The organism is Methylobacterium dankookense, from assembly GCF_902141855.1.
Classification (GTDB): Bacteria; Pseudomonadota; Alphaproteobacteria; order Rhizobiales; family Beijerinckiaceae; genus Methylobacterium; species Methylobacterium dankookense.
This window is the reverse complement of the sequence record NZ_CABFVH010000016.1, coordinates 87,645-110,462: the sequence shown is the minus strand read 5'-3', so window position 1 is coordinate 110,462 and position 22,818 is coordinate 87,645. Positions and strand designations below refer to the sequence as shown.

At 73.7% G+C, this 22,818-nt stretch carries 20 protein-coding genes and 1 pseudogene; 4 read left to right on the top strand and 17 right to left on the bottom strand.

The features are described from left to right. Window positions 1-318: 318 nt before the first annotated feature. Complete coding sequence (locus MTDSW087_RS14200; protein WP_144764901.1) at window positions 319-750, bottom strand: DUF983 domain-containing protein; 432 nt, start codon at window positions 748-750, stop codon at window positions 319-321. A gap of 175 nt (window positions 751-925) precedes the next feature. On the opposite strand from MTDSW087_RS14200, the gene MTDSW087_RS14195 reads away from it, so the two are divergent. Together MTDSW087_RS14195 and MTDSW087_RS14190 are read left to right on the top strand one after the other, a co-directional pair. Next, window positions 926-2,347: an aminotransferase-like domain-containing protein gene (locus tag MTDSW087_RS14195; protein ID WP_144764899.1), complete on the top strand. Its 1,422-nt coding sequence runs from the start codon at window positions 926-928 to the stop codon at window positions 2,345-2,347. A 1-nt stretch (window position 2,348) separates the two neighbouring features. Continuing rightward, window positions 2,349-3,356 carry an SLAC1 family transporter gene (locus MTDSW087_RS14190; RefSeq protein WP_186383846.1) on the top strand — a complete coding sequence of 336 codons (1,008 nt, stop codon included), beginning with the start codon at window positions 2,349-2,351 and terminating at the stop codon, window positions 3,354-3,356. A gap of 19 nt (window positions 3,357-3,375) precedes the next feature. Here the strand turns inward: MTDSW087_RS14190 and pufC are convergent, their stop codons facing one another. The 12 genes from pufC to MTDSW087_RS14130 all read right to left on the bottom strand — a co-directional run bounded on the left by pufC (window position 3,376) and on the right by MTDSW087_RS14130 (window position 14,365). Then, window positions 3,376-4,485 carry a photosynthetic reaction center cytochrome PufC gene (gene pufC / locus MTDSW087_RS14185; protein ID WP_144764897.1) on the bottom strand — a complete coding sequence of 370 codons (1,110 nt, stop codon included), beginning with the start codon at window positions 4,483-4,485 and terminating at the stop codon, window positions 3,376-3,378. Continuing rightward, window positions 4,482-5,459: a photosynthetic reaction center subunit M gene (gene pufM / locus MTDSW087_RS14180; protein ID WP_144764933.1), complete on the bottom strand. Its 978-nt coding sequence runs from the start codon at window positions 5,457-5,459 to the stop codon at window positions 4,482-4,484. The genes pufC and pufM overlap by 4 nt, the downstream gene beginning before the upstream one ends. 14 nt (window positions 5,460-5,473) lie before the next feature. Then, window positions 5,474-6,301, bottom strand: coding sequence for a photosynthetic reaction center subunit L (gene pufL / locus MTDSW087_RS14175; RefSeq protein ID WP_144764895.1), 828 nt, complete (start codon window positions 6,299-6,301; stop codon window positions 5,474-5,476). 85 nt (window positions 6,302-6,386) lie between these two features. Beyond that, window positions 6,387-6,569 (bottom strand): light-harvesting antenna LH1, alpha subunit, encoded by a 183-nt coding sequence (gene pufA, locus MTDSW087_RS14170; RefSeq protein ID WP_144764893.1) that lies wholly within the window; start codon window positions 6,567-6,569, stop codon window positions 6,387-6,389. A gap of 11 nt (window positions 6,570-6,580) precedes the next feature. Then, window positions 6,581-6,814 carry a light-harvesting antenna LH1, beta subunit gene (gene pufB, locus MTDSW087_RS14165; protein WP_144764891.1) on the bottom strand — a complete coding sequence of 78 codons (234 nt, stop codon included), beginning with the start codon at window positions 6,812-6,814 and terminating at the stop codon, window positions 6,581-6,583. Window positions 6,815-6,992: 178 nt separating this feature from the next. Continuing rightward, window positions 6,993-7,244: a hypothetical protein gene (locus tag MTDSW087_RS14160; protein WP_425324722.1), complete on the bottom strand. Its 252-nt coding sequence runs from the start codon at window positions 7,242-7,244 to the stop codon at window positions 6,993-6,995. A 44-nt stretch (window positions 7,245-7,288) separates the two neighbouring features. Continuing rightward, a complete protein-coding gene (gene bchZ, locus MTDSW087_RS14155) occupies window positions 7,289-8,761 on the bottom strand; it encodes a chlorophyllide a reductase subunit Z (RefSeq protein WP_144764889.1) in 1,473 nt (490 codons plus the stop codon). Beyond that, window positions 8,761-10,326, bottom strand: coding sequence for a chlorophyllide a reductase subunit Y (gene bchY / locus MTDSW087_RS14150; protein ID WP_144764887.1), 1,566 nt, complete (start codon window positions 10,324-10,326; stop codon window positions 8,761-8,763). The genes bchZ and bchY overlap by 1 nt, the downstream gene beginning before the upstream one ends. A 4-nt stretch (window positions 10,327-10,330) precedes the next feature. Continuing rightward, a complete protein-coding gene (locus MTDSW087_RS14145) occupies window positions 10,331-11,317 on the bottom strand; it encodes a chlorophyllide a reductase iron protein subunit X (RefSeq protein WP_144764885.1) in 987 nt (328 codons plus the stop codon). Next, the gene (gene bchC / locus MTDSW087_RS14140; RefSeq protein WP_144764883.1) at window positions 11,314-12,252 is read right to left on the bottom strand and encodes a chlorophyll synthesis pathway protein BchC; all 939 of its coding nucleotides are present in this window, start codon (window positions 12,250-12,252) and stop codon (window positions 11,314-11,316) included. The genes MTDSW087_RS14145 and bchC overlap by 4 nt, the downstream gene beginning before the upstream one ends. 89 nt (window positions 12,253-12,341) lie before the next feature. Next, on the bottom strand, window positions 12,342-13,496 hold the full coding sequence (locus MTDSW087_RS14135; protein WP_144764881.1) for a methyltransferase: 1,155 nt from the start codon (window positions 13,494-13,496) through the stop codon (window positions 12,342-12,344). Next, window positions 13,493-14,365: a polyprenyl synthetase family protein gene (locus MTDSW087_RS14130; protein WP_144764879.1), complete on the bottom strand. Its 873-nt coding sequence runs from the start codon at window positions 14,363-14,365 to the stop codon at window positions 13,493-13,495. The genes MTDSW087_RS14135 and MTDSW087_RS14130 overlap by 4 nt, the downstream gene beginning before the upstream one ends. A 438-nt stretch (window positions 14,366-14,803) precedes the next feature. On the opposite strand from MTDSW087_RS14130, the gene crtD reads away from it, so the two are divergent. Both crtD and MTDSW087_RS14120 read left to right on the top strand, forming a co-directional pair. Next, window positions 14,804-16,345, top strand: coding sequence for a 1-hydroxycarotenoid 3,4-desaturase CrtD (crtD, locus tag MTDSW087_RS14125; RefSeq protein ID WP_144764877.1), 1,542 nt, complete (start codon window positions 14,804-14,806; stop codon window positions 16,343-16,345). After that, complete coding sequence (locus tag MTDSW087_RS14120; RefSeq protein WP_186383845.1) at window positions 16,303-17,199, top strand: carotenoid 1,2-hydratase; 897 nt, start codon at window positions 16,303-16,305, stop codon at window positions 17,197-17,199. Before crtD ends, MTDSW087_RS14120 begins: the two co-directional genes overlap by 43 nt. A 536-nt stretch (window positions 17,200-17,735) precedes the next feature. On the opposite strand, the gene MTDSW087_RS14115 is transcribed toward MTDSW087_RS14120, so the two are convergent. The 4 genes and pseudogenes from MTDSW087_RS14115 to MTDSW087_RS31575 form a co-directional block, all read right to left on the bottom strand. Continuing rightward, on the bottom strand, window positions 17,736-18,836 hold the full coding sequence (locus tag MTDSW087_RS14115; RefSeq protein ID WP_144764875.1) for a phytoene/squalene synthase family protein: 1,101 nt from the start codon (window positions 18,834-18,836) through the stop codon (window positions 17,736-17,738). Further along, window positions 18,793-20,343: a phytoene desaturase gene (locus MTDSW087_RS14110; RefSeq protein WP_144764873.1), complete on the bottom strand. Its 1,551-nt coding sequence runs from the start codon at window positions 20,341-20,343 to the stop codon at window positions 18,793-18,795. The genes MTDSW087_RS14115 and MTDSW087_RS14110 overlap by 44 nt, the downstream gene beginning before the upstream one ends. A gap of 97 nt (window positions 20,344-20,440) precedes the next feature. Further along, on the bottom strand, window positions 20,441-21,334 hold the full coding sequence (bchO, locus tag MTDSW087_RS14105; RefSeq protein ID WP_144764871.1) for an alpha/beta fold hydrolase BchO: 894 nt from the start codon (window positions 21,332-21,334) through the stop codon (window positions 20,441-20,443). After that, window positions 21,331-22,362 (bottom strand): annotated as a pseudogene (locus MTDSW087_RS31575) (VWA domain-containing protein); the annotation flags it as partial. The gene bchO and the pseudogene MTDSW087_RS31575, both read right to left, overlap by 4 nt. Between the last annotated feature and the right edge of the window lie 456 nt (window positions 22,363-22,818).

The window sequence follows — 22,818 nt, the reverse complement described above, 5'->3', positions numbered from 1 at the left end:
AGAAGACCAGCGAGGCCGCGGCGAGCCAGCCGAGCGCCAGGGCGGGCCGCCCGCTCCGGCCGATCAGGAAGAAGCCCAGCACCGCACACGGCAGGAATATGAACAGGAATGGCGGGGACGCGAACAGCACGGTGACAGCCCCCCGCCGGTGCCCCGGCCGCTGCGTCATTCCGCAGTGATCCGGGGTGGACTATGCCGAGACCGACAGTAATCCGGCCGCGTTGTCCCCTGGCGTCGTGGGTCGGAAATTGATGAGTGTCAAATATTCAGTTCAGGAAATCTGTGAAAATTTTCATGTTACGGATCGATACCGAGGGATTACGAGGCGTTTTCAATCGTGCTGGCCTGCCCCACTTGGGCCCTCGTCCGGACGGGATCGGACGGGACCGCGAAACGGCCCTCCTCCGCCTTGTTGACGTACTGGCTGGCGATGAAGAGCCCCTTCAGCGGCCGGATGATCGGCACGCAGGCCAGCAGGAGCAGCGGCAGCGTGACGGCCGCATGGATCCAGAGCGGCGGATCGTAGGTCAGCTCCAGCCAGATGCCGAAGGCGGTGACCGGGAAGGCCATCGTCATCATGATGAAGAAGGCGGGGCCGTCCGCCGGGTCGGCGAAGCCGTAATCGAGCCCGCAGGCCTCGCAGCCGGGCTTCAGGGTGATGAAGCCGTCGAACAGGCGCCCCTCGCCGCAGCGCGGGCAGCGGCAGCGCAGCCCGACGGAGAGCGGCGATCGATCGGTCGTCCTGTGCATGGTCCACCGTTCCTGAACTGGCCCGCTCTGTCCGATGGCGGGACGGATGCCTTGCCTGTCGCGAATGTATGGATCATTGAACCATACATTTCCGAGGATGGGTGATGGCCGGAGAGGCCGTATCCCTTGTCCGCAAGTTGTATGTATGCATACATCCGGACAACGACAGGGGTCAATGATGGAATCCTGGAGCCCGACAATCGACGGCGGCGCCGGGCCGAAATACTTGGCCATCGTCAAGGCCCTAGCCGAGGACATCCGCACGGGGCGGCTCGCCCCCGGCGCGCGCCTGCCGCCGCAGCGCGCCCTGGCCAAGCGGCTCGAGGTGGACCTCACCACGGTCACCCGCGCCTTCAACGAGGCGCGCCGGACGGGCCTGATCGAGGCCGCCGCCGGCAGGGGCAGCTTCGTCCGCGGCCCCGCGCCGCCGTCCGCTTTCCCCGCCCCTTCCCCTCCCCCTCCCCCTCCCCCGCGCATGCCGGACCCCTCCGGCAGCGTCGATTTCAGCATGAACATGCCGCCGCAGCCGGCGGCGGCGCGGCTGGCCGAGCGCCTGGAGGCCGGCCTGTCGCACGTCGCCGGCTCGGCCGGCTTCCTCAACCGGATGCAGTATCAGGACAGCGCCGGGAACCTCGCCGACCGCGCCGCGGCGGCGCACTGGCTCGGCGCGCGGCTCGGGCCGCTCCCGGTGCAGCGCGTCCTCGTGGCGGGGGGCGCGCAGGCCGCCCTCGCCGCCGCCCTCGCCGTCCTCCTGAAGCCGGGCGACGCCCTCTGCGTCCCGGCCCTGACCTATCCCGGGCTGCGCATGATCGCCGAGCGGCGGAGCGCCCGCCTCGTCCCCGTGGCCGCCGACGCGGACGGGCTCCTGCCGGAGGCCTTCCTCGCCTGCTGCCGGGCCGAGCGGCCGCGCGCCCTCTACGTGGTCCCGACCCTCGACAACCCGACCACGGCGACGCTGCCGCGGGCGCGGCGCGCGCGCATCGCCGAGATCGCCCGCGCGCACGGGGTCGCGATCCTCGAGGACGACGCCTACGGCGCGCTGCCGCCCGACGCGCCGGCGCCCATCGCCGCCCTGGCGGGCGACATCACCTGGCACGTCGCGACGCTGTCGAAATGCGTCAGCCCGGGGCTGCGCATCGCCTATGTCGCGGCGCCGGGGACGAGCGAGGCGGTCCGGCTCGCCGCCGAGTTGCGCGCCATCAGCATGATGGCCTCGCCGCTCGCGGCCGCCCTCGCCTCCCGGTGGATCGCCGACGGGGAGATCGACGCGATCGTCGCCTCCGTCAGGCAGGAGAACGGCCTCCGGCAGGCGATCGCGCAGGAGACGCTCCAGGGCCTCGACCTGCGGGCGCAGCCCTGCGGGCACCATCTCTGGCTCCCGCTCCCGGAGCCCTGGCGCCGGGACGCGTTCGGGGCGCATGCGCGGCAGCTCGGTCTGTCCGTCGTCCTGAGCGATGCCTTCGCGGTCGGGCCCGCGCCGGAGGCGATCCGGGTGTCGCTCGGCGCCGCGCCCGACCGCGAGACGCTGCGCTACGGCCTCAGCCTGCTCGGGACGCTGCTGGCGCACCCGCCCGGCGCCGTCACCACGGTCGTCTGAGATGAGCGACGCGGCCGAGACGAAGAAGGCCTCCGCGCGCGCCGACCGGGCCCCGCGGGGGCGGATGTCGCGGCTCCGGGTCCCGGCCACCTTCTTCGGGATGGTCCTCGGCCTGTGCGGGTTGGGCAATGGCTGGCGGACGGCCGCCCGGATCGGGCTGGCGCCGGCCTGGATCGGCGAGGCGGTCTCCCTCTGCGGCGTGGCGGTCTGGGCGGCCTGGATCGCCCTCTACGCCCTCCGGTGGCTGAACGACCGCGACGCCGTCCGCGCCGAGGCGCGCGATCCGACCGCCGCGTTCCTCGGCTCGCTGGTCCCGATCGCCACGATGATCGCCGCCGTCGGCCTCGCGCCGCACTGGCCGGCCGCCGCGGGGGCGATGGCCCTGGCCGGGCTCGTCGGCACGACCCTGTTCGCCGCCTGGGGCGTCGGCGGCCTCTGGATGGGGAACCGGGCCTTCGAGGCGACGTCGCCGATCCTCTACACGCCCACCGTCGGCGGGGGCTTCGTGGCGGCCATCACCTGCGCCTCGCTCGAGATGAAGGAGCTGGGCCTGCTCTTCTTCGGAGCCGGCCTCCTGTCCTGGCTGACGCTGGAATCCGTCGTCGTGCACCGGCTGATCCTGAAGACCCTGCCGGTGGGGCTGCGCGCCTCGCTCGGGCTGCACCTCGCGCCGCCCGCGGTGGCCTGCGTCGCCTATCTCGCGGTCACCGACGGGCCGCCGGACCGGCTCGCCCAGATCCTGTTCGGCTACGCCCTGTTCCAGGCCCTGGTGACGCTGCGGCTGGTGCCCTGGCTGCGGCGCCAGCCGTTCTCGCCCGCGGCCTGGGCCTATACGTTCGGCGTCTCCGCCCTCCCCCTCGCCGCCCTGCGCCTGACGGAGCGCGGGCTGGCGGGGCCGAGCGCGGCCCTCGCCGTCCCGCTCTTCGTGGCCGCCAACCTCGTCATCGGCTGGATCGCGGTCCGGACCCTCGCCCTGCTGCTCGGGAGCCGGCGGGCGCCGGCGGGCTGACCCCGCCGGCGCCTCCGCCTCATTGCGGCGCCGGAGCCGGTGCAGGCGTCGGTGCAGGCGTTGGAGCCGGAGCCGGCTTCTCCTGCGGGGCGGAGGCCGCCGCCGTGTTGCGGGCGAGCTCCGGATAGGCCTCGATCACGTGCGCGCCGCCCAGCGGCTTGTTCTGGCCGTTGTGGCAGGTGGCGCAGTTGATCTTCGGCGCGTCGCCCTTCGGCCCGAGGCGGTTCGGCGGGAAGGTCGCGGTCAGCGGCGTGATGTAGGCTCCGTTGAGGTCGCGCACCATGCGGATGCCGTGCCAGGCCAGGGTGCGCTGCGGCGTGCTCTGCGACCACTCCGCCACCGCGCGGGTATTGTGGCAGTAGGTGCAGTTCACCCCGAGCGATTCCGACATGTGGATCATCAGGGCGAAGGTGCGCTCGGCCTGCTGGATCGGCTTGCCCTTGCCCTCGGGCAGCGCCGTGGTCGCGTTCACCCGGATCGCGCTTTGGTCGGGATCGGGCTTGGCGAGGTAGTCCTCCAGATAGGTGTAGGGCAGCGAGGCGAGGCCGGTCGAGGGCGTGGCCATGTTCTGCCCGTTGTTGCGGGCGATGAAGCCGCGGGTCGGGCTCGGCGCGTCGAACCAGACCTGGGCCGGCACCGGGTTGCCGCGGTGGCAGGTGTAGCAGGTCACCCCCGCCTCGCCGACATGCTTCTCCTTCCAGTCCGCGTTGATGTGCTGGACCATCTGCAGCATCCGGCGGGCGACCTTCTTCTGGTACAGGCTGTCGTCGGCCATGTTCTCGGTGTTGTGGCAGTAGGTACAGCCCTGCTGCGGCGAGACCCACTCCGTGATGGAGACCATCAGGCGGTTGAACTCCTCGGTGCTGATGTCCTTGAGCACCTGGACGTTCTCGTAGGTCGTGCCGGCCTTGTCGGTGCCGGGCTCGACCTTCTCGGCCGGGGCCGGGGCGACGTTGGCGTCCCGGATGGCGGCGGCCTCCGCCTTGGTCTTGACCTGGTCCATGCCGGTCCCGCGGAAGCCGTGCTGGTTGGCCAGGATCGGCGGCTTGGTCCAGCCCGCCGTGCCGAACTGCGCGACGGTGAGGAGCAGCGCGGCGACGCCCGCGATGATGCCGAGCACCGTCCTCATGGCGTGCCTCCCGGGGCTTTGAGCGGGTCGATGATCGGGCCGAACACGTCGGGATAGGCGGGCGCGACGCCGTGCTTGACCGCCCAGAGGTACCAGTTGTCGACGACGGTGCCGGTGAGCAGGATGCCGATGCCGCCGGTGAGCGTGGTCAGCACCGCGAACCACCAGGCCCAGCGGTGGACCGATTCCATCGTGGCGTTGAAGCCCATGGTCCAGCGCCAGAACAGGGCGGCCCGCTCGGTGGCCGTGCCGCGGTCGACGATCTGGTCGATCTCGCGCTCGGCGCCGTAGCGGGAGCAGGCGAGGATGGTGCCGCCATGCATCGCGAAGAGCAGCGTCGATCCGTACAGGAACGCGATCGAGAGCATGTGGAACGGGTTGTAGAACAGGTTGCCGTAGCGCAGCGAGAATGCCGCGGTCCAATCGAGGTGCGGGAAGATCCCGAACGGCACCGCCTCGCTCCACGAGCCCATCAGCAGCGGCCGGATGAAGCCGAGCACGAGGTAGAGCCAGATGGCGCTCGCGAAGGCCCAGGGCACGTGGGTGCCGAGACCCAGCGCCCGCGCCCGCCGGTAGAGCCGCACCCACCAGAGCAGGATCGAGGCGGTGAGGAAGAAGCCGGCGATCAGCCACCAGCCGCCCTCGTTCAGCGGCGGCAGCACCTTCAGCCCGTATTTCGGCAGCGGCGGCCCCAGCGCCAGCCAGGGGAGCTGGCGCACGAACTGCACCGGATCCCAGTTCACGGAGGCCCACATGTTGAGCCCGATGATCTCGAAGGCGATCAGCCCGCAGGCGAGCGAGAGCGCGCCGAGATAGCCGCCGTAGATCGGCCCGACCTGGCTGTTGCCGATCAGCCCGAACAGGTAGCTGTTGAAGGCCTTCCCGACGCGGGCGTCGACCGCGACCGGGATGCCGCGCTCCGGCTCGACCGGGCGCACCTGAACCTGGGTGAAGATGTTCTGGTAATAGGCCATGCCGCCCTCCCCCTTCAGCGCCAGACCGGAAGATTGAGCCACCAGCCCCACCATTCCGGCCAGCCGCGGGTCCAGAACGGGCCGCTGATCACGATGCAGACCGCGCTCCAGAACCCGGCCGAGAGGGCCAGGAACAGGCCGAGCCGGTGGATGCCGAGCGTGCCGATCGAGTAGCCGATCGTGTCGCGGAAGAAGGTGTCCTCGTGCTCGGGCGTCTTCACCACGTCGTCATCCTTGGGTGGATTCGTCGACGACAGGATCAGCGAGCCGTGGAGCGCCAGCGCGAAGGTCGTGGTGAAGAAGAAGCTCACCGCGAGCATGTGCGCCGGGTTGTAGTGGAAGTGGAGATACTGGTAGCCGGTGTTCGAGACCCAGTCCAAGTGGCTCAGGATGCCGTAGGGGAAGCCGTAGCCCCAGGCGCCCATCAGCAACGGGCGCACCACCACCAGCACCACGTAGGCGAAGATCGCCACCGAGAAGGCGAACGGCACGTGGTAGCCGATGCCGAGCTTGCGGCAGATCTCGACCTCGCGCAGGGCCCAGGAGCAGAAGGCGCCGATCGCGCAGAAGGTGATGATCTGCCAGAGCCCGCCTTCCCGCAGCGGCGCGAGGGCCAGCCCGTATTTCAGGTCGGGCGGCGCGATGTTGATCTGCCAGATGTTCCAGGTCGGCCCGATCGCCGCCCCGTAGAGGATCAGCGCGGTGCCGAGCACCGAGAAGAAGATCGTCGTGACCCCGAAGAATCCGACGTAGAATGGTCCGATCCAGAAGTCGAACAGGTCTCCGCCGAGGAGCGTGCCGCCGCGGATCCTGTATTTGCGCTCGAAGCTCAGCATCGCCATGGCGAATCCCTCCCGGCGTCGGGCCTCCCGAAAGCTCTCTCGCTCGTGGGCCGCGGCACCGGAGGGCGCCGCGGCGTTCCGCCCGTCAGGCGGGCAGGCTCGGCAGGACGAGGCTCTGGGCGTCGGCGGCCTTCTTGGGGCCGTCGAGCCAGTTGAACCGGTCGGTCGAGAGCAGGATGAAGTGGATCAGCAGCGCCAGGACGAACAGGAAGGTGAACAGAGCCACCAGCGTCCGCCGCGGATCGAACAGGAGCCAGATCTTGTGCATCGCCGATCTCCTCAGCCGATGAGAGGAAGAAGCGCTCGGGCCGTCTCGCCGACGCCCTCGAGCGAGGCGTAGCCCTGCGGCCCGGGCAGCCAGGGCCGCCACAGCCAGACGAGGATGTGGGCGACCACGGCGATCGCCGTGAAGATGATGAAGCTCGTCAGGAAGATCGCGTGGAACTCCTTGGCTTCGGCTTCCGTCAGCCCGGACAGGCTGCTCGGTCTCTCGGGTGTCACTCCGCTTGCCATCGGTCGAACCTCCGTTGTGTTGGCCGCATCCCGGGCGGGATGCGACGGGTGCCGCCGTGACCCGAGGCGATCACGGCGGGTCTTTCCCGGATCCACCGGACGGAAGCGTCGCGGGGCCCGGACGGACCCGGATCGAGGGCCAAGGGCTCGAGACCCGGCCCCGAACTCAGCCCCGAATTCACCCCATGAAGGCGAAGGGGACGGCCTGCGCCGCCATCGCCCGGGCCTCGCCGAACACGCTGCGCTGCGGCGCGGCGGCTCCCAGCCCCGCCCGGACCGGGCCGGGACGCAGCCGCTGCAGCACGGCCGCGGCCAGGAAGAGCGGGTAGGTGAGCCCGAGGATGATCCGGAACTGGAGGGCCTCGCGGTGCAGGTCGCGCTGCAGGCGGGCCGTCGCGGGCATCGGTCTCAGCATGGGCCAGGTCTTCATGGATAGCGTCTCCACGGGCTGGATGCGGGATCGGACGGGGGCGCTCATGCGGCGGCCTCCGCATGGGCGGCGGCGCGCTCGACATGGACGGGGGCGACGCGCTCCGCGCCGAGGCGCCGTGCGGTGCGCTCGGCGGCATCGCGCAGCCGCTTGGCGGCGGAGATGCGCACGAGGACCGGCTCGGCCTCGATCAGCGCGTCGAGCCGGGTGCGCGCGTCCTCCTCCCAGGCGAGCTCGCGGTGGGCCCGCGCCGGCGTCGCCTCCACGGCGTCGAGGTCGCGGGCGAGCGGCAGGATGTGGAAGAGCGCGTCGAACAGCGCGTTGCAGACCTCCTGCACGAGGTAGGTGGCGCCGGCGTAGCCCATGAAGGGCGTGCCGGTATGCCGCCGCACGATCGCGCCGGGGAAGGAGGCCGGGATGTAGGCCGCCCGGCCGCCGCTCTCGGCGAGGTACATGCGCTCGTTGTAGGAGCCGAACAGGACGAGCGGGGGCCGCTCGGCGATCGCCGCCCGCACGGCCGCGTTGTCGGGCTTGTGGCCGGGCTGCCGCCCGAAGGCGAAGTGGCAGGGCAGCCCCATCTCGTCCTCGAGGAAGCGGCGCACGCCCCTTGCATAGGTCTCGGTCGCGACGATGCCGAAGCTCGCCGTGCCGAAGAAGTCCTGCGTCACCGAGCGCCAGAGGTCCCAGACCGGCTTGATCGTGGTGTGGCGCTCGGTGGCGATGAAGGGCTCGGGATCGAGCCCGAGGATCGCGCCGAGGCTGCGCAGGAACTTCGTCGTGGCGATGACCCCGATCGGGGCCTGGAGGTAGGGCCGCTCCAGGCTCTCGCAGAGGCCGCGGCCGAACTCGCGGTAGAGGCAGATATTGGCGTCCGCCTCCACGAGCTTCGGCACGTCGGCGAGGTGGCAGCCGAGCGGGAAGGTGAGGTTCACCGTGGCGCCGATCCCCTCGACGAGGCGGCGGATCTCGGCGAGATCGGAGGCCATGTTGAAGGTGCCGTAGGCCGGGCCGATCAGGTTGACCCGCGGCTTCTCGGCCGGCGTCTCGCCGGGCTTGCGCTCGGGCCGCTTCGGGATGCCCTTCTTGGCGTAGCGCTTGGCCCCGTATTCCTGCCAGAGCCAGGCCATGGCCCGGTCGGCGGCCTGCCACTGGTCCTCGTCGATGGTGCGCGGCAGGAAGCGCTGCAGGCCGGTGCCCTCGGGGGTCACGCCGCCGCCGATCATCTCGGCGATGGAGCCGGTGACGACGACGCTGGGCTGCGCGGGGTCGAGGGTCGCATGCGCCCGCTTCATCGCCCCTTCCGTGCCGTGGCGGCCGAGTTCCTCCTCGGCGAGCCCGGTGACGACGATGGGCAATTCGTGCGGCGGCAGGGCGTCGGTGTAGTGCAGGACCGAGGTGACCGGCAGGTTCTCGCAGCCGACGGGGCCGTCGATGACGACCTGCAGGCCCTTCACCGCCGTGAAGACGTAGACGGCGCCCCAGTAGCCCCCGGCCCGGTCGTGATCGAGGACGAGCATCAGGCCATCTCCCCGATCGGCGCCTTCGGCGCGGCCGCCTTCGGGGCGGCCTTCACCTGCGGCACCTCCTGCCAGATCCCGGCGGCGTGGCCCGAGCCGACGCCCTCGAAGAAGCCGCGCATCGCCGCGAAGCGGTCGCGGTTGGCGAGCGCCGCGTTGACGACGCGGGCGAGCGAGCCGGCCCCGGCCACCCCCATCAGCGGCCGGGCCGAGATCAGGTTGGTGAAGTAGAGGGCGGGCACGCCCCGCTCCTTGGCCGCCTGCACCACCGGCGTCGTGCCGATGGCGAGGTCGGGCGCGAAGGCGTCGAAGGCGGCGAGATCGTCCTCCAGGGAGGCGCGGAAGCGCACGGCGACGCCGCGCGCCTCGAGCCAGGCGCAATCGGCCTCGGACCAGGGTGTCCGCGGGCAGGCGGTGCCGACATAGGGCACCTCCGCCCCGCTCTCGACGAGGAGCCGGGCGACCAGCAGCTCCGAGCCCTCGTAGCCCGAGAGCGTGACGCGGCCGCGGACCGGGTTCGCCGCCAGCGCCGCGCGGATCGGCGGCAGCAGCCGGTCCTTGGCGGCCTCGACGCGGGCGCGCGGCACGGCGCAGGCCTCGCCGATCCGGTCGAGCCAGTCGGCCGTGCCGTCATGGCCCACCGGCGCCGAGCCGACGACCGGCCGGCCGGCCGCCGCGAACTCGCGCAGGGACGCGGTGTAGAACGGGTGGATCGCCGCCACCGCCGCGCCGTCGAGGGCCGCGTAGAGCTCGCGCCATTCCCGCGTCGGCACGACGGGGCCGGCGGCGAGGCCGAGCGGTTCCAGCAGCGCGCCGATCACCACGGGATCGGCCGGGAACATCTCGCCCAAGAGCGTCACGGCCGGGCGCTCGGAGCGGCCCCCGCGCGGCGCCTGGACCGGGCCCTGCTCGGCTTCCCGGCGGGCATAGGCCAGCATGGCGCCCGCGAGCACGTCCTTGGCCTCGGCATGGGTCGGCACGCCGAAGCCCGGCACGTCGATGCCGATGATGCGCACTCCGTCGATCGCCTTCGGCAGGAGGCGCAGCGGCACGCCGGAGGCGGTGGGCACGCAGAGGTTGATCACCACGACCGCATCATGCTCGCCCGCGCGGGCAACCGCGTGCACCGCCTCGCGGATGTCCTCGAACAGCTTGCCGGTGACGAGCGTCTCCGAATTGAACGGCACGTAGCCGACGCTGCGCCGCGCCCCGTAGAAATGCGCGGTGAAGGTCAGCCCGTAGACGCAGCAGGCCGATCCGGAGAGGATCGTCGCCGTGCGCCGCATGCGAAGCCCGACGCGCAGGGATCCGAAGGCCGGGCACATGCTCTGGGGCTGGTCGTGCGGGCCGGCCGGGTAGTCCCGGCGATAGGTCGCGAGGGTCTCCGCGATCCCGGATTCCGTGGAGGCCGCCTCGGCCGCCTCGCGCATCACCGCCTTGCCGGCATGGCAGCCCGCGCCGTCGGCGGGGGCAGGTTGCGGCGCGCTCTCGTGCGTCGCACCGGCCTCCGCTTCGGAGGAGCGCCGTCGCGCCCGGAGATCCGCGATGTCGAGGGAGACAGCCATGCCTTCAGCCCTCGTCGTAGATCACTTCGAGGGAGGGCTTCACGGCGGGCTCGACCCCGCACATGTCGGCCATGGTCGCGGGCTCCAGCACCACGTCGCGGCCGACCGCGCTGCCCTTGAACAGGCCGAGGAGCCCGTCCTGGCCGAGCGGCGTCGGCTGGTGCGGTGCGGCGGCCCCGACATTCTCGGCGAGCGCCGCGAAGAGCGGGCCCCAGCGCCCGTCCGGCTCGGCCACGATCTCGTAGTTCGCGCTCTTGCGGCGGATGTCCTCGTCGGCGGGGATCGCGGCCAGAACCGGGATGCCGACCGACTCCGCGAAGGCCTGCGCCTCGCCGGTGCCGTCGTCCTTGTTGATGACGAGGCCGCCGACGCCGACATTGCCGCCGAGCTTGCGGAAATACTCGACCGCCGAGCAGACGTTGTTGGCGACGTAGAGCGATTGCAGGTCGTTCGAGCCGACGACGATGACCTTCTGGCACATGTCCCGGGCGATCGGCAGGCCGAAGCCGCCGCAGACCACGTCGCCGAGGAAATCGAGCAGGACGTAGTCGAAGCCCCATTCGTGGAAGCCGAGCTTCTCCAGGAGCTCGAAGCCGTGGATGATGCCGCGCCCGCCGCAGCCGCGCCCGACCTCGGGGCCGCCGAGCTCCATCGCGAAGACGCCGCCGCGCTTGAAGCAGACGTCGCCGATGGCGACCTGCTCGCCCGCGAGCTTCTTGCGCGTCGAGGTCTCGATGATGGTCGGGCAGGCCCGGCCGCCGAAGAGGAGCGAGGTGGTGTCGCTCTTCGGGTCGCAGCCGATGAGGAGCACCTTCTTGCCCTGGCGCGCCATCATGTAGGAGAGGTTGGCGAGCGTGAACGACTTGCCGATGCCGCCCTTGCCGTAGATCGCGATGATCTGCGTCTCGCGCTTGACCGGCCCGGTCACGGGCGCATCCGGCTCGACCGCCGCTTCCGCGCGCAGGGCCGCCGTGTTCAGGTGCAGGTTCATGAACAGGCTCTCCAGTCGAGGACCATCTTCAGGCAGGCCGGGTCGCTGAAGGCGATGCGGTAGGCATCCGCCGCCTGCTCCGCCGGCACGCGGTGGGTGATCAGGCCGTCGAGGGACAGGCGCCCGTCGCTCACGAGGGCGTTCACCGCGGCGAGGTCGGCCGGCCGCCATTCCGCCGCGACCCGGATCCGCGCCTCGCGCGCGAAGGCGGGCGGGAAGGCGAAGGACAGGGGCGCCTCGTAGAAGCCCGCGAGCACGATCTCGCCGCCACGGGCGAGCCGCGCGATCAGCCTGTCGAGGCCGGCGGAATCGCCGCTGACATCGGTGATGCGGGCGTAGTCGGTGCGGGGATCGTCCTCCGGCGCATGGACGGCGTAGCCCGCCGCACCCGCCGCCCGGCGGGGATCCCTTTCCCAGACGACGGGCTCGGCGCCGGCGAGCAGGGTGAGCCGGGCGAGCAGCCGCCCGAGCACGCCGTGCCCGACGATGAGGGGGCGCTCGCCCGGGTCGAGGCGCCCGAGGGCGTGGAAGGCGGTGGCCGCGAGCGCGATCAGGCAGGCCCGCTCGCCGAGATCGGGATCGACCGGCACGAGGCGCGCCGCCGGCACCACGAGATGCGAGGCCGCGCCGCCGAACAGGCCGTGGACCGGGCCGAAGCAGCGGGCGCCCGGCACGAACACGCTCTGTCCCGGGAGGAGGCCCGATTCGGACGGGGCGTCGACGACGGTGCCCACCGATTCGTAGCCCGGGACGAGGGGATAGCCGAGGCCGGGGAAGGGCGGCATCCGGCCCGACCAGAGCAGGCGCTCGGTGCCGGTGCTGATCCCGCTCCACGTCACCGCCACGACGGCGTCCGTGGGGCCGGCCGGGTTGAGCGCCAGGCGGTTGAGCGCGAGGTGCTCGGGTTTTTCCAGGACGACGGCGAGGGTGTCCATGATTCGGATCTTCCGCGTCTGTGACCGATCTGGATCGGTACTGTCATTCTAGAATGACACTTTGAAACGTCAACTCTAATTAACAAACATCAGGCGCGTCGCGCCCGGATCAGGCGGACGAGGAGGGGGCGCCGGGTGCGGCGCTCGGCGATGGCGTGGAAGCCGGCCTCGCGGAGCAGGCCGCCGATCTCGGCCGCCGTGCGGGGGCGGCCGCTGCCCATGGCGAGCAGGTAGAAGCCGAAATACGCGTCCCCGACCGGCTCGGCCCCGCGCGTGCCGGCCATCGGCTCGGCGACGAGGAGCGTGCCCCCCGGCGGCAGCGCGTCGCGGATCGCCCGGAGCAGGGCCAGCGCCGGCCCGTCGTCGTGGTCGTGGAGGACGCGCACCAGGGTGGCGCAATCGGCCCCCCGGGGCAGGGGATCGCGGTGGAAGCTGCCGCCGTGGCAGGCGGCGCGGTGGCCGAGGCCCGCCTCCTCCAGCCGCGTCGCGGCGCGCGCGGCCACCGCCGGCAGGTCGAACAGGGCGAGCCGCAAGGCCGGCGCCCGCGGGGCGACCGCCGTGAGGAAGGCCCCCTCCCCGCCCCCGACATCGAGGAGCTGCCGGTGCCGGTGCAGCGGGTAGGCCTCGGCCACGTCGGCGGCGATCAGCGCCTGCGAGGCGGCCATGAGGCCGCCGTAAGGCGCCACCGATTCCGCCTCGAGGCCGTCCGGCGCCGGCCTGCCGGCATAGGGCCAGTAGCGGGCGAGCCGCGTCGGCCCCCCCTCCCCGCGCAGCAGCGCCACCGGGTCGGCGAGGTCGGCATAGAGCAGGGCGTGATGCTCGATCATGCGCGCCACGGCCGGGTTGCCGAGCAGCGCCGCGCCGAGATCGGCGAGCGCGAAGCGCCCGTCCGGCAGCGCCCGCAGCAGGTCGAGGGAGGCGGCCGCGCGCAGGAGCGTGCCCATCCGCTCCGGCGGCAGGCCGAGGCGCCGCGCCAGGGCCTCCGCGCCCTGCGGGCCGGCGGCGAGGACCCGGAACAGGTCGAGCTCGACGCAGGCGAACAGCACCTGTGCGTAGACGAAGCCGGCGCAGAGATCGAACAGGGCCCGGGTATTGGCCTGCGCGAGCCGCCGGGTCGGCGGGAAGCCCGCCGCCCAGCGCTGGAAGGCCGGGCTCGCGACGCAGGCGTTGCGCCACGCCCGGACCCGCTCGCGCCAGCCGGCCCAGAGGCTCACGGGCGGCGCGGGCCCGGCCCCGGCGCTCATCCGCCGGCCGGGGCGCGCAAGGAAGCGGGCAGGAACAGCCGCGTCTGCGCCTCGATCTCGGCCCGCAACGCCTCCGCGCCGGGGCAGTCCGGGATCACCGCGACGGCCTCGGCCGAGAGGCGCTCCAGCCGCGCCAGCGCCCCGCCGGTGCCGAGGAGCGCGGCGGCGTTCGGCCGCCCGAGGGTGACGTCGCGGCCCACCGGCTTGCCGATCTCCTCCTGACGGCAGGCGACGTCGCGCAGGTCGTCGGCGACCTGGTAGGCCTCGCCGAGGCATTCGCCGAGCAGACGCCAGGGCAGCGGCCGGGCCCCCGCCGCGGCGGCGCCGGCCACGGTGGCCGCGGCGAAGAGCGCCCCGGTCTTGGCTTGCTGGTAGTCGGACAGCGCCACGTAGGGCTCCGATCCCCAGGCCTGCCCCGCCACGATGCCGGCGGGCGAGCCCACCGCCCGGGCGATCAGCCCGACGAGGCTCGCGAGCCGGCTCGGCCGCCGCGCGGCGCCGCGGGCCAGGGTCTCGAAGGCGGCCACGATCAGCGCGTCGCCGGTGAGCACGGCGAGCGCCGGCCCGTAGGCCACGTGCACCGCGGGCTTGCCCCGGCGCAGGGGCGCGTCGTCGAAGCAGGGCAGGTCGTCATGGACCAGGGAGGCGCAGTGCAGGAGCTCGATGGCCGCCGCCGCCGCGTCGGCCGCCCCGGGATCGTCGTCGCCGCAGGCCCGGGCCACCGCGAGGCAGAGCCTCGGACGGATCCGGTGTCCACCTGGGAAGACAGCATAGCGAATCGCCTCGGCCAGGTGAGGCGGGGCTCCGGGGGCTTCCGCGCAGGAGACGGCGATGTCGAGGGCTGTCTCGATCCGGTATCCGGGGTCCATGACGCAGCTCCATGTCTATTGGAAATGACATTGACTGTGTCATTTTAGAGTGACATTGCTCGGGCTGCGGATCAAGCCGGATCTGCGGCACCGGTTCACGGACCGGCCGAGGGAGGGCGGGACATGCGGGAAGCCCGCACGGTCCGAGGGGGGCTGGAAGCCGCATTGCGGGCTCGTCCATGCATCGGGGCCGCGCTCGCTCGCTCCCCGCTCCGTAGGGGAGAAAGGAACGGGATCCGGACGCCCGCAGGACTCGCGACGCGCCCCCTCTCCCGTTCGGGAAAGGGGACCCGCGCCTTCGTCGAGAGACGCTTTGTGCTCGGGCAGGTTCGAAGGGAGAGGACGTCGCGATCGCTTCCCCGCGATCCCGCATTCGAGATGGCCCGTGGTGGCGATCCGACCGGATCCGCACGCCCATGAGTTCCCCATGAGTTCCCCATGAGCACGCCCATGCGCGTCGCGGTGATCGGCGCCGGGATCGGGGGGCTGGTGGCGGCGCTCCGCCTCGCCCATGCGGGGCTCGACGTCACCGTGCTGGAGCGCGCGCCCGCCCCCGGCGGCAAGATGCGCGCCCTCCCCGTCGGGCCGGCCGCGATCGAGGCGGGGCCCACCGTCTTCACCATGCGCTGGGTGCTCGACGAGGTCTTCGCCGAGTGCGGCGCCAGCCTCGACGCGCATGTCGCCCTCACCCCCGCGCGGCTCCTCGCCCGCCATGCCTGGGAGGCGGGCGGCACCCTCGACCTCTTCGCCGATGTCGCGGAATCCGCCGAGGCCATCCACGCCTTCGCCGGGGCGCGCGAGGCCGAGGGCTATCGCCGCTTCTGCGCCCGGGCGGCCGAGGTCTACGAGACTCTGGAAGGCCCCTTCATCCGGGCCGACCGGCCCACGGCTCTCGATCTCGCGCTGCGGGTCGGGCCCTTCGGCCTGCCGCGGCTCTGGCGGATCCAGCCCTTCGCCACGCTGTGGTCGGCGCTCGGCGAGGATTTCCGCGATCCGCGCCTGCGCCAGCTCTTCGGGCGCTACGCCACCTATTGCGGCTCCTCGCCCTTCGAGGCGCCGGCCACGCTGATGCTCGTCGCCCATGTGGAGCAGGCCGGGGTCTGGAGCGTCGCCGGGGGCCTGAGCGCGCTCGCCCGGGCGGTGGCCGACCTCGCCGCGGCGCGCGGCGCCCGCCTGCGTTACGGCACCGAGGTCCGCGGCATCGCGGTCGAGCGCGGGCGCGTCGCCGGCCTCGACCTCGCCGATGGCGAGCGCCTGCCCGCCGAGGCGGTGATCTGCAACGCCGACGCGGCCGCCCTCGGGGCCGGGCTCCTCGGGCAGGCGGCGGCGCCTCCCGGCGAGCGCCTGGCGGCGTCCGAGCGCTCGCTCTCGGCGGTGACGGTCTGCGCCCGGGCGACGGCCGCGGGCTTTCCGCTGGCCCACCACACGGTGTTCTTCTCCCGCGACTACCGGGCGGAGTTCGACGCGATCCTGCGCGGGCGGAGCCTGCCGGAGGATCCGACGATCTACGTCTGCGCGCAGGACCGCGACGAGGCTGCCGCGCCCGCGGGCCCCGAGCGCCTGCTCCTCCTCGTCAACGCCCCGGCCGACGGGCCGGAGCGCCCCTCCCCGCAGGAGATCGAGAGATGCGTGACGAATCTGCGCGGCAAGCTCGCCCGCAACGGCCTGAGCCTGACGGATGCGGATCCGCCGGTGACGACCGGCCCGGCGGAGTTCGCGAGGCTGTTCCCGGGGACGAGGGGGGCGCTCTACGGCCGCGCCTCGCGCGGGTCGACGGCGACGTTCCAGCGCCCGGCGGCGCGGACGGCTTTGCCCGGCCTCTATCTCGCGGGGGGGAGCGTCCATCCGGGCCCGGGGGTGCCGATGGCGGCGCAGTCGGGCCGGCTGGCGGCGCAGGCCCTGCTCCGGGACCTCGCGGACCGCGCTTCGACGTCCCGGTGGCGCGGGGCGGCTATGCCTGGTGGTATGTCGACGCGCTGAGCGAGGACGGGCGCCAGGGGCTCACGCTCATCGCCTTCATCGGCTCGGTCTTCTCGACCTACTACGCCCTCGACCGCGCGCGCGATCCATACGCGCATTGCGCCCTCAACGTGGCGCTCTACGGCGGCCCGAGCCGCTTCGCGCTGACCGAGCGGGGCGCGCGCGCCCTCGACCGGGGCGCGGCCCATCTCGCCATCGGCCCGAGCGCGCTGGCCTGGGACGGCAGCGCGCTCACCGTGCGCATCGACGAGCGCGCGGCCCCGATCCCGCGGCCGATCCGCGGCACGGTGCGGCTCTATCCGGAGGGCATCACCGCGGGCCCCTTCACCCTGGACGGGGCGGGCCGTCACCGCTGGTGGCCGATCGCGCCCTCCGCCCGCGTCGAGGTCGAGCTCGACGAGCCGGCTTTGCGCTGGCGCGGCACCGGCTATCTCGACACCAATGCGGGGGACGAGGCCCTGGAGGACGCCTTCACCGACTGGACCTGGTGCCGGGCCGACCTCTCGGACGGCGCGGCGATCCTCTACGACGTGCGCCGCCGCGACGGCAGCGGCCAGAACCTCTCGCTCCGCTTCGCCCGCGACGGCAGCCGCCGCGAGATCCGCCCGCCCCTCCCCGCCCCGTTGCCGCCGACGCGCCTCTGGCGCATGCCCCGTGCCACCCGCAGCGACGACGGCCGGGCCGAGGTGGTGCGCACCTTCGAGGACACGCCCTTCTACGCCCGCTCCGTGCTCGCGGCGCAGATCGGCGGCGAGCGCGTGCGCCCGGTCCACGAAAGCCTGTCGCTGACGCGCCTCACCCACCCGCTGGTGCGCTTCATGCTGCCCTTCCGGATGCCGCGGGCGCTGGGGTGAGGCGGGGCGCCTTTCCTCTCTCCCCTGCGAGATCGGGTCGGGTGAGGAAGCGACGGTTCAGGACGCGCGCAGGCGGTGCGACAAGCCCCCTCTCCCGTGCGGGAGAGGGTTGGGGTGAGGGATGAGAACGGTCAGGATGGAGCGCGCCGGTCCGCGCCGGGCCTCTCCTCCCCACAGATCTCGGGGCTTGCCCGAGATCTGCCCTTGTCTGTCCAGATCGGGCAAGCCCGATCTGGATGGGGAGGAGCCGGAGGTGGGGGTCGTGCAGGATGGAGCGGTGCCTCCTGCACCACCCCCACCCCTGACCCCTCCCCGCAAGGGGGAGGGGACCCGCGAGCGGCCGTTCCGATCGATCCGAAATCGTCTGAGACCGCGACGGTGAAGCGGCTCCTGCGGAGCCCCCATCCTGAAAATTCTCGACCCTCACGCTGCCCTCTCCCGCAGGATCTCGGGCCTGCCCGAGATCCGCACCCAGGTGCCCAAGTCGGGCAGGCCCGAGTTGGGTGGGGAGGGAGCCCGCTCTCCTTTCGGATCCCTCACGGCAGCGCGGTGCGGCGGGCGTCGCGGGTCTCCCAGGTCTCGATCAGGTCGAGGACGTGCAGCGCCTGGCCGCGCAGGTTCCACCAGGCCGGGAGCGCCCGCGCCGGCCCGTGCGGAGCCGCGAACTGGGGCACGGCCTCGACCAGGAAGGCGGTGGCCGGCAGCGCCGGCGCGGTGAGGCCGGAGGCGGCAGGGCCCAGGGCAGGGAATCCCGGAGCGGAAAATCCTGGGGCGGCGGCGCGGGCCAGCAGGGCGAGCTTGCGCGCCGTCCCGACCCGGGCGCGGCGGGAGATCGCGTCGTGGCCGTTCCCGGCCACGGCATGGCCGATCCCGGCATAGATCAGCCCGGCCGCGCGGATCGCCGGGCGGCAATCGGCGGGAAGCGCCGCGATCCCGGATTCGGCCCGGGCGTAGAGCCGGTCGGCCTCGGCGAGGAGCCGCGCGACGATGCCGGCGAGCGCCGCATCGTGGGCGGGGGCGGCGAGGAAGGCGTCCGGATCGAGCCCCGCCTCCGCCATCCAGGCGAGCGGCAGGTAGAGGCGGCCGGCACGCGCATCCTCGCCCACGTCGCGGGCGATATTGGTGAATTGCATCGCGACGCCGAGGTCGCAGGCCCGGGCCAGCACCTCCGGCGCGCGCCGGCCCATGATCAGGGTCATCATCGCCCCGACCGTGCCGGCGACGCGGGCGGCGTAGGCGGTGAGCGCCGGCAGGTCCGCGTAGCGGCGGCCCTCCGCGTCCCAGGCGAGCCCTTCGAGGAGGGCGCGGGGCAGCGCCTCGGGGATCGCGTGCTCCGCCACCACGTCGGCGAGCGCCCGGTCGGCCGGGCCGTCGGCGGGGTACCCGGCATAGGCGCGGGCGAGGCGCGCGGCGAGGCCCTCCACCGCGGCGCGGCGGCGGGCGGGGCCGCGGATCTCGTCCACCGCGTCGTCGGCGCAGCGGCAGAAGGCGTAGAGCCCGTAGGCCGGGCGGCGCACCCGCGCCGGCAGCAGCAGCGAGGCCGCGTAGAAGCTCTTCGAGCCGGCGCGGATCGCCGCGCGGCAGGCCGCATGGTCAGTGGGCGCGGCGTGCGGAACGGTCTGCGCAGGAGCGTGCATCGGGCACCACGGAATCGAGGATGCGGGCCGAGGAGAGGACGCCGGGCAGGCCCGCGCCCGGATGGGTGCCGGCCCCGACGAGGAAGAGGTTCTCCACCGCCTCGGAGCGGTTGTGCGGGCGGAACCAGGCGGACTGGGTGAGGATCGGCTCCAGGCCGAAGCCGGAGCCGCGCACGCTGAGGAAGTCGTCGGCGAAATCCTGCGGCGTCGTCACCCGCGAGGTGACGAGGGCGTCGGAGAGGCCGGGCAGCAGCGTCGCCTCGAGCCGGGCCTGGACGCGGCGGCGGTAGGGCTCGGCGAGGTCGGCCCAGTCCTGGCCCCCGGCGAGGTTCGGCACGGGGGAGAGCACGTAGAAGGCGTCGCAGCCTTCCGGCGCCAGCAGCGGGTCGGTCGCGGTCGGGCGGTGCAGGTAGAGGCTCATGTCCTCGGCGAGCCGCTTCCGGTCGAAGATGTCGGCGAGGAGCTCGCGGTAGCGGGGGCCGAGCAGGATCGTGTGGTGCTCGACCTGCGGATACTTCCGGCGCGTGCCGAAATACCAGACGAACAGACCCATCGAGGAGCGGGCCCGGGCGAGGCGGCGCGGGGTCCAGCGGCGGCTGCCGCCCGCGAGCAAGGTGCCGTAGGTATAGGCGGAATCGGCGTTCGAGACGGTGATGGCGGCGGGGACCTCCGTGCTGTCGGCGAGCGCCACGCCGGTGGCGCGCCCGCCCGCGACCGTGATCCGCGCGACCTCGGCGCCGCAGCGGACCGCCCCGCCCTGGGCCTCGATCAGCCCGACGAGCCCGTCCACGAGGCGCCCCGTGCCGCCCATGGCGAAGTGGACGCCCCATTCCCGCTCCAGATGGGCGATCAGCCCGTAGAGCGCGCTCGCCCGGAACGGGTTGCCGCCGATCAGCAGCGGGTGGAAGCTGAACACCGTGCGCAGGCGCGGGTCGCGGATGAAGCGCGCCACCACGGCATGCAGGGAGCGGTGGCCGGAGAGGCGGATGAGGTCCGGGGCGATGCGCAGCATGCTGCCGACGCTGCCGAAGGGGACGTGGCCGAGCTCCTCGAAGCCGATGCGGCAGACCTCGCGGCTGAAGGCCATGAAGCGCTCGTAGCCGTCGACGTCGCCGGGTGCGATCCGCGCCACCTCCGCCCGCATCCGGGCCGGGTCGCCGGAATAGGCGAAGGTCGCGCCGTCGTCGAAGCGGATCTTGTAGAACGGATCCATCGGCACGAGGGCGACGTCGTCGGCGAGCCGCCGCCCGGCGAGGCGCCAGAGCTCCTCCAGCAGGAAGGGCGCGGTGACGATGGTGGGGCCGGCATCGAACGTGAAGCCGTCCTGGCGGTGGACCCGGGCGCGGCCGCCGGGCTGGTCCAGCCGCTCCAGCACCGTGACGCGGTAGCCGCGGGCGCCGAGCCGCACCGCCGCGGCGAGCCCCCCGAAGCCGGAGCCGATCACCACGGCATGGGGCCGCGGATCGGCGTCGATCTGTGAACCGGTCTTGTCGGCCAGTGTCAACATGAGTTGACAGTAAGGCCGGGTTTGCCGCCGCGCAAGCACTTCTCTCGCCTCGTCGCGGCTTCGAGGCGGAGCCCGGCGCGCCTTGAGGCCGGCCTCGTCAGGCGCCGCGTGCCGCCTCGTCGCGGATGAGGCGGGCGACGCGCTCGGGATCCTCCTCGTGCGCGAGGTGGCCGAGGCCGCCGATCCGCTCGACCCGGGCGTCGGGCAGGCGGTCGCGGAGCGCGAGGGCGTCGTCGGGGCGGATCGCCCGGTCCCGGTCGCCGACGATGAGGAGGGTCGGCACCGCGAGCCGGCCGAGGTCGCGGTCGAGGGCGGCGAGGTCCCAGTTCGCCATCATGCCGAGCGCCCCGCGGACATGGCCGGCCCGCGCGAACAGGCGCCGGTACTGGGCGACCCCCGCCGCGTCGAGGCGCGAGCCGGTGCCGGCGATCAGCCGCTCGACGGCGGCGGTGTCGGCGCTCCAGGCGAAGAGCTTCGGGGTGAGCGGGTTGAGGAACAGCATCCGCGCCATCACCGGGAAGAGCAGGCTGCCGGCCCCGGGGAAGGGCGAGAGCGCGCCGTTGATCGCGACGAGGCGGGCCGGCGCGATCGCCCCGTCGAGGCACATCCGGGCGAGGATCGCCGCGCCCGCGGAATGGCCGACGACGATCCGCGGCGCGGCGCCCTCCGCCCGCAGCAGGGCGGCCAGCGCCGCCGCCATGCCCGGCAGCGAGAGCCGCCCCGGCGGCAGCGGATCGGTGAAGCCGTGGCCGGGCAGGTCCGGCACCAGCACGCGGTATGCCTCGGCGAGCAGCGGCGCGAGCGCCCGGAAGGAATGGGTCGAGGCGCCGGTGCCGTGCAGGAGCAGGAGCACCGGGGCGTCGGCGGCGCCGAATTCCTGCAGGTGCCAGGTGAGGCCCGCGGCTGTCACGAAGCGGCTCGCCGCGCGGTGCGGCCAGTCGCGGCCCTCCCGCGACCAGAGCGGCCGGTCCTCGTCGAAGAAGCCGCTCACGGGTGGAGCGTCCGCGCGGCTTCGCGCAGCGTCTCCGGATCGGCCTGCGGCAGGGCGCGGTAGAGGGCGCCGGCGGCCTGGGCCAGGGCCCGGGCCCCCTCCCCGCGCGCGCCCGTGTCGAGGACGAGAACCGGGATCCCGAGGCCGCGCAGGCCTCGCGCCGCGGATTCCGCCTCCGCGCCGGCCTGGGCGCGGCCGCCCGCGCCGGAGCGGGCGACGTTGGCGCGCCCGTCGGTGAGCACCACCACGACCGGGCGGCCCCCGCCCCTGCGGATCTGGGTGGCGAGGGCGGCGGCGGCGTCGAGCCCGGCGGCGAGCGGCGTGCCCCCGCCCCCGGGCAGCCCCGCGAGGTCGCGCCGGGCCCGGGCCAGCGCCCGGGTCGGCGGCAGCACGAGCTCGGCCCCCGCGCCGCGGAAGGCCACCAGCGCGACGCGGTCGCGGCGGGCATAGGCCTCGCCCAGCATCAGCTCGACGGCGCCCTTGGCCTCGGCCAGCCGCTCCCGCGCCGCCGAGCCCGAGGCATCGACGCAGAAGATCGTGGTGGGCTCGGGCGCGCGCACCAGCCGGCGGATGCGCAGGGCCTCCGCGCGGATGCGGATCGGCCGCGCGCTTGGGTGCGCACCCTGCCGCAGGCGCTGCCAGGGGATGGCGGCGCGGAGCGTCGCGACGAGGTCGAGCCGGCCCCGGCGCGGGTCGCCCGGCCGCGCCCCCGCGGGCCGGCCGCCGCGCGGATCGGCCTTCGCCGCCCCGAAGCGCCCGGCCCGCGGGCCGGAGACGGGCGTCCCGGCGGCGAGCCGGGCGAGCAGGTCCGGCGGGATCGCCGCGCGCGCGGCGGCGAGCACCACGTCGTCGGGGGGCTCCGACGCGTGGCCGGGATCCTCGGGCGCCTCAGGAGTCTCGGCGGATTCCGGCTCGGGCGCGTCGTCCGGCACGTCCTGCGGCGCCTGCTCCGGGGCGGGCAGGCAGGTGGCGCGGTGCGCCAGGACGAGGCGGGCCGCCTCGGTCAGCGCCGCCGTGCCCGGCGCGTCTCCGGGCACGGCGGAAAGGCCTCGCGGGATCCCCGGCCGATCCCACCCTTCGACCTCATCCTGCGGTGCTGCGAAGCAGCCTCGAAGGAGGTCTCCAGAAGCCTCCGCGATCCCGGGAGGCCTCCTTCGAGGCCGCTGGCGCGGCACCTCAGGATGAGGTCGCAGGTCGGATGGGGCCCCCGCGACGGCGCGCGCCACCCGCAGGGCCAGGAGCGGCGCCCGCGGCGAGGCGATGCCGAGGGCGGCGGCGGCGGTGCAGAGGGCGGCGACGGGGTCGGCGGCGGGATCGGCGGCGGGATCGGGATGAGTGGCGCACCCGGGTTCCGGCTCCGGGTGCGAAGCGTGACATGCCCCCTCCCCCGTCCGGGAGAGGGGTGAGCCGCCGGGACCCGCATCATCCCACCCAACCCCCTCAGGATGAGGGGGAGACTGGGATGGTGCCGGTAGACAGGTGCT

Coding starts and splice junctions, on each gene's coding strand:
- MTDSW087_RS14200 (WP_144764901.1), bottom strand. CDS start 750: ATGCACAGGACGACCGATCGATCGCCGCTCTCCGTCGGGCTGCGCTGC.
- MTDSW087_RS14195 (WP_144764899.1), top strand. CDS start 926: ATGATGGAATCCTGGAGCCCGACAATCGACGGCGGCGCCGGGCCGAAA.
- MTDSW087_RS14190 (WP_186383846.1), top strand. CDS start 2,349: ATGAGCGACGCGGCCGAGACGAAGAAGGCCTCCGCGCGCGCCGACCGG.
- pufC (WP_144764897.1), bottom strand. CDS start 4,485: ATGAGGACGGTGCTCGGCATCATCGCGGGCGTCGCCGCGCTGCTCCTC.
- pufM (WP_144764933.1), bottom strand. CDS start 5,459: ATGGCCTATTACCAGAACATCTTCACCCAGGTTCAGGTGCGCCCGGTC.
- pufL (WP_144764895.1), bottom strand. CDS start 6,301: ATGGCGATGCTGAGCTTCGAGCGCAAATACAGGATCCGCGGCGGCACG.
- pufA (WP_144764893.1), bottom strand. CDS start 6,569: ATGCACAAGATCTGGCTCCTGTTCGATCCGCGGCGGACGCTGGTGGCT.
- pufB (WP_144764891.1), bottom strand. CDS start 6,814: ATGGCAAGCGGAGTGACACCCGAGAGACCGAGCAGCCTGTCCGGGCTG.
- MTDSW087_RS14160 (WP_425324722.1), bottom strand. CDS start 7,244: ATGAAGACCTGGCCCATGCTGAGACCGATGCCCGCGACGGCCCGCCTG.
- bchZ (WP_144764889.1), bottom strand. CDS start 8,761: ATGCTCGTCCTCGATCACGACCGGGCCGGGGGCTACTGGGGCGCCGTC.
- bchY (WP_144764887.1), bottom strand. CDS start 10,326: ATGGCTGTCTCCCTCGACATCGCGGATCTCCGGGCGCGACGGCGCTCC.
- MTDSW087_RS14145 (WP_144764885.1), bottom strand. CDS start 11,317: ATGAACCTGCACCTGAACACGGCGGCCCTGCGCGCGGAAGCGGCGGTC.
- bchC (WP_144764883.1), bottom strand. CDS start 12,252: ATGGACACCCTCGCCGTCGTCCTGGAAAAACCCGAGCACCTCGCGCTC.
- MTDSW087_RS14135 (WP_144764881.1), bottom strand. CDS start 13,496: ATGAGCGCCGGGGCCGGGCCCGCGCCGCCCGTGAGCCTCTGGGCCGGC.
- MTDSW087_RS14130 (WP_144764879.1), bottom strand. CDS start 14,365: ATGGACCCCGGATACCGGATCGAGACAGCCCTCGACATCGCCGTCTCC.
- crtD (WP_144764877.1), top strand. CDS start 14,804: ATGAGCACGCCCATGCGCGTCGCGGTGATCGGCGCCGGGATCGGGGGG.
- MTDSW087_RS14115 (WP_144764875.1), bottom strand. CDS start 18,836: ATGCACGCTCCTGCGCAGACCGTTCCGCACGCCGCGCCCACTGACCAT.
- MTDSW087_RS14110 (WP_144764873.1), bottom strand. CDS start 20,343: ATGTTGACACTGGCCGACAAGACCGGTTCACAGATCGACGCCGATCCG.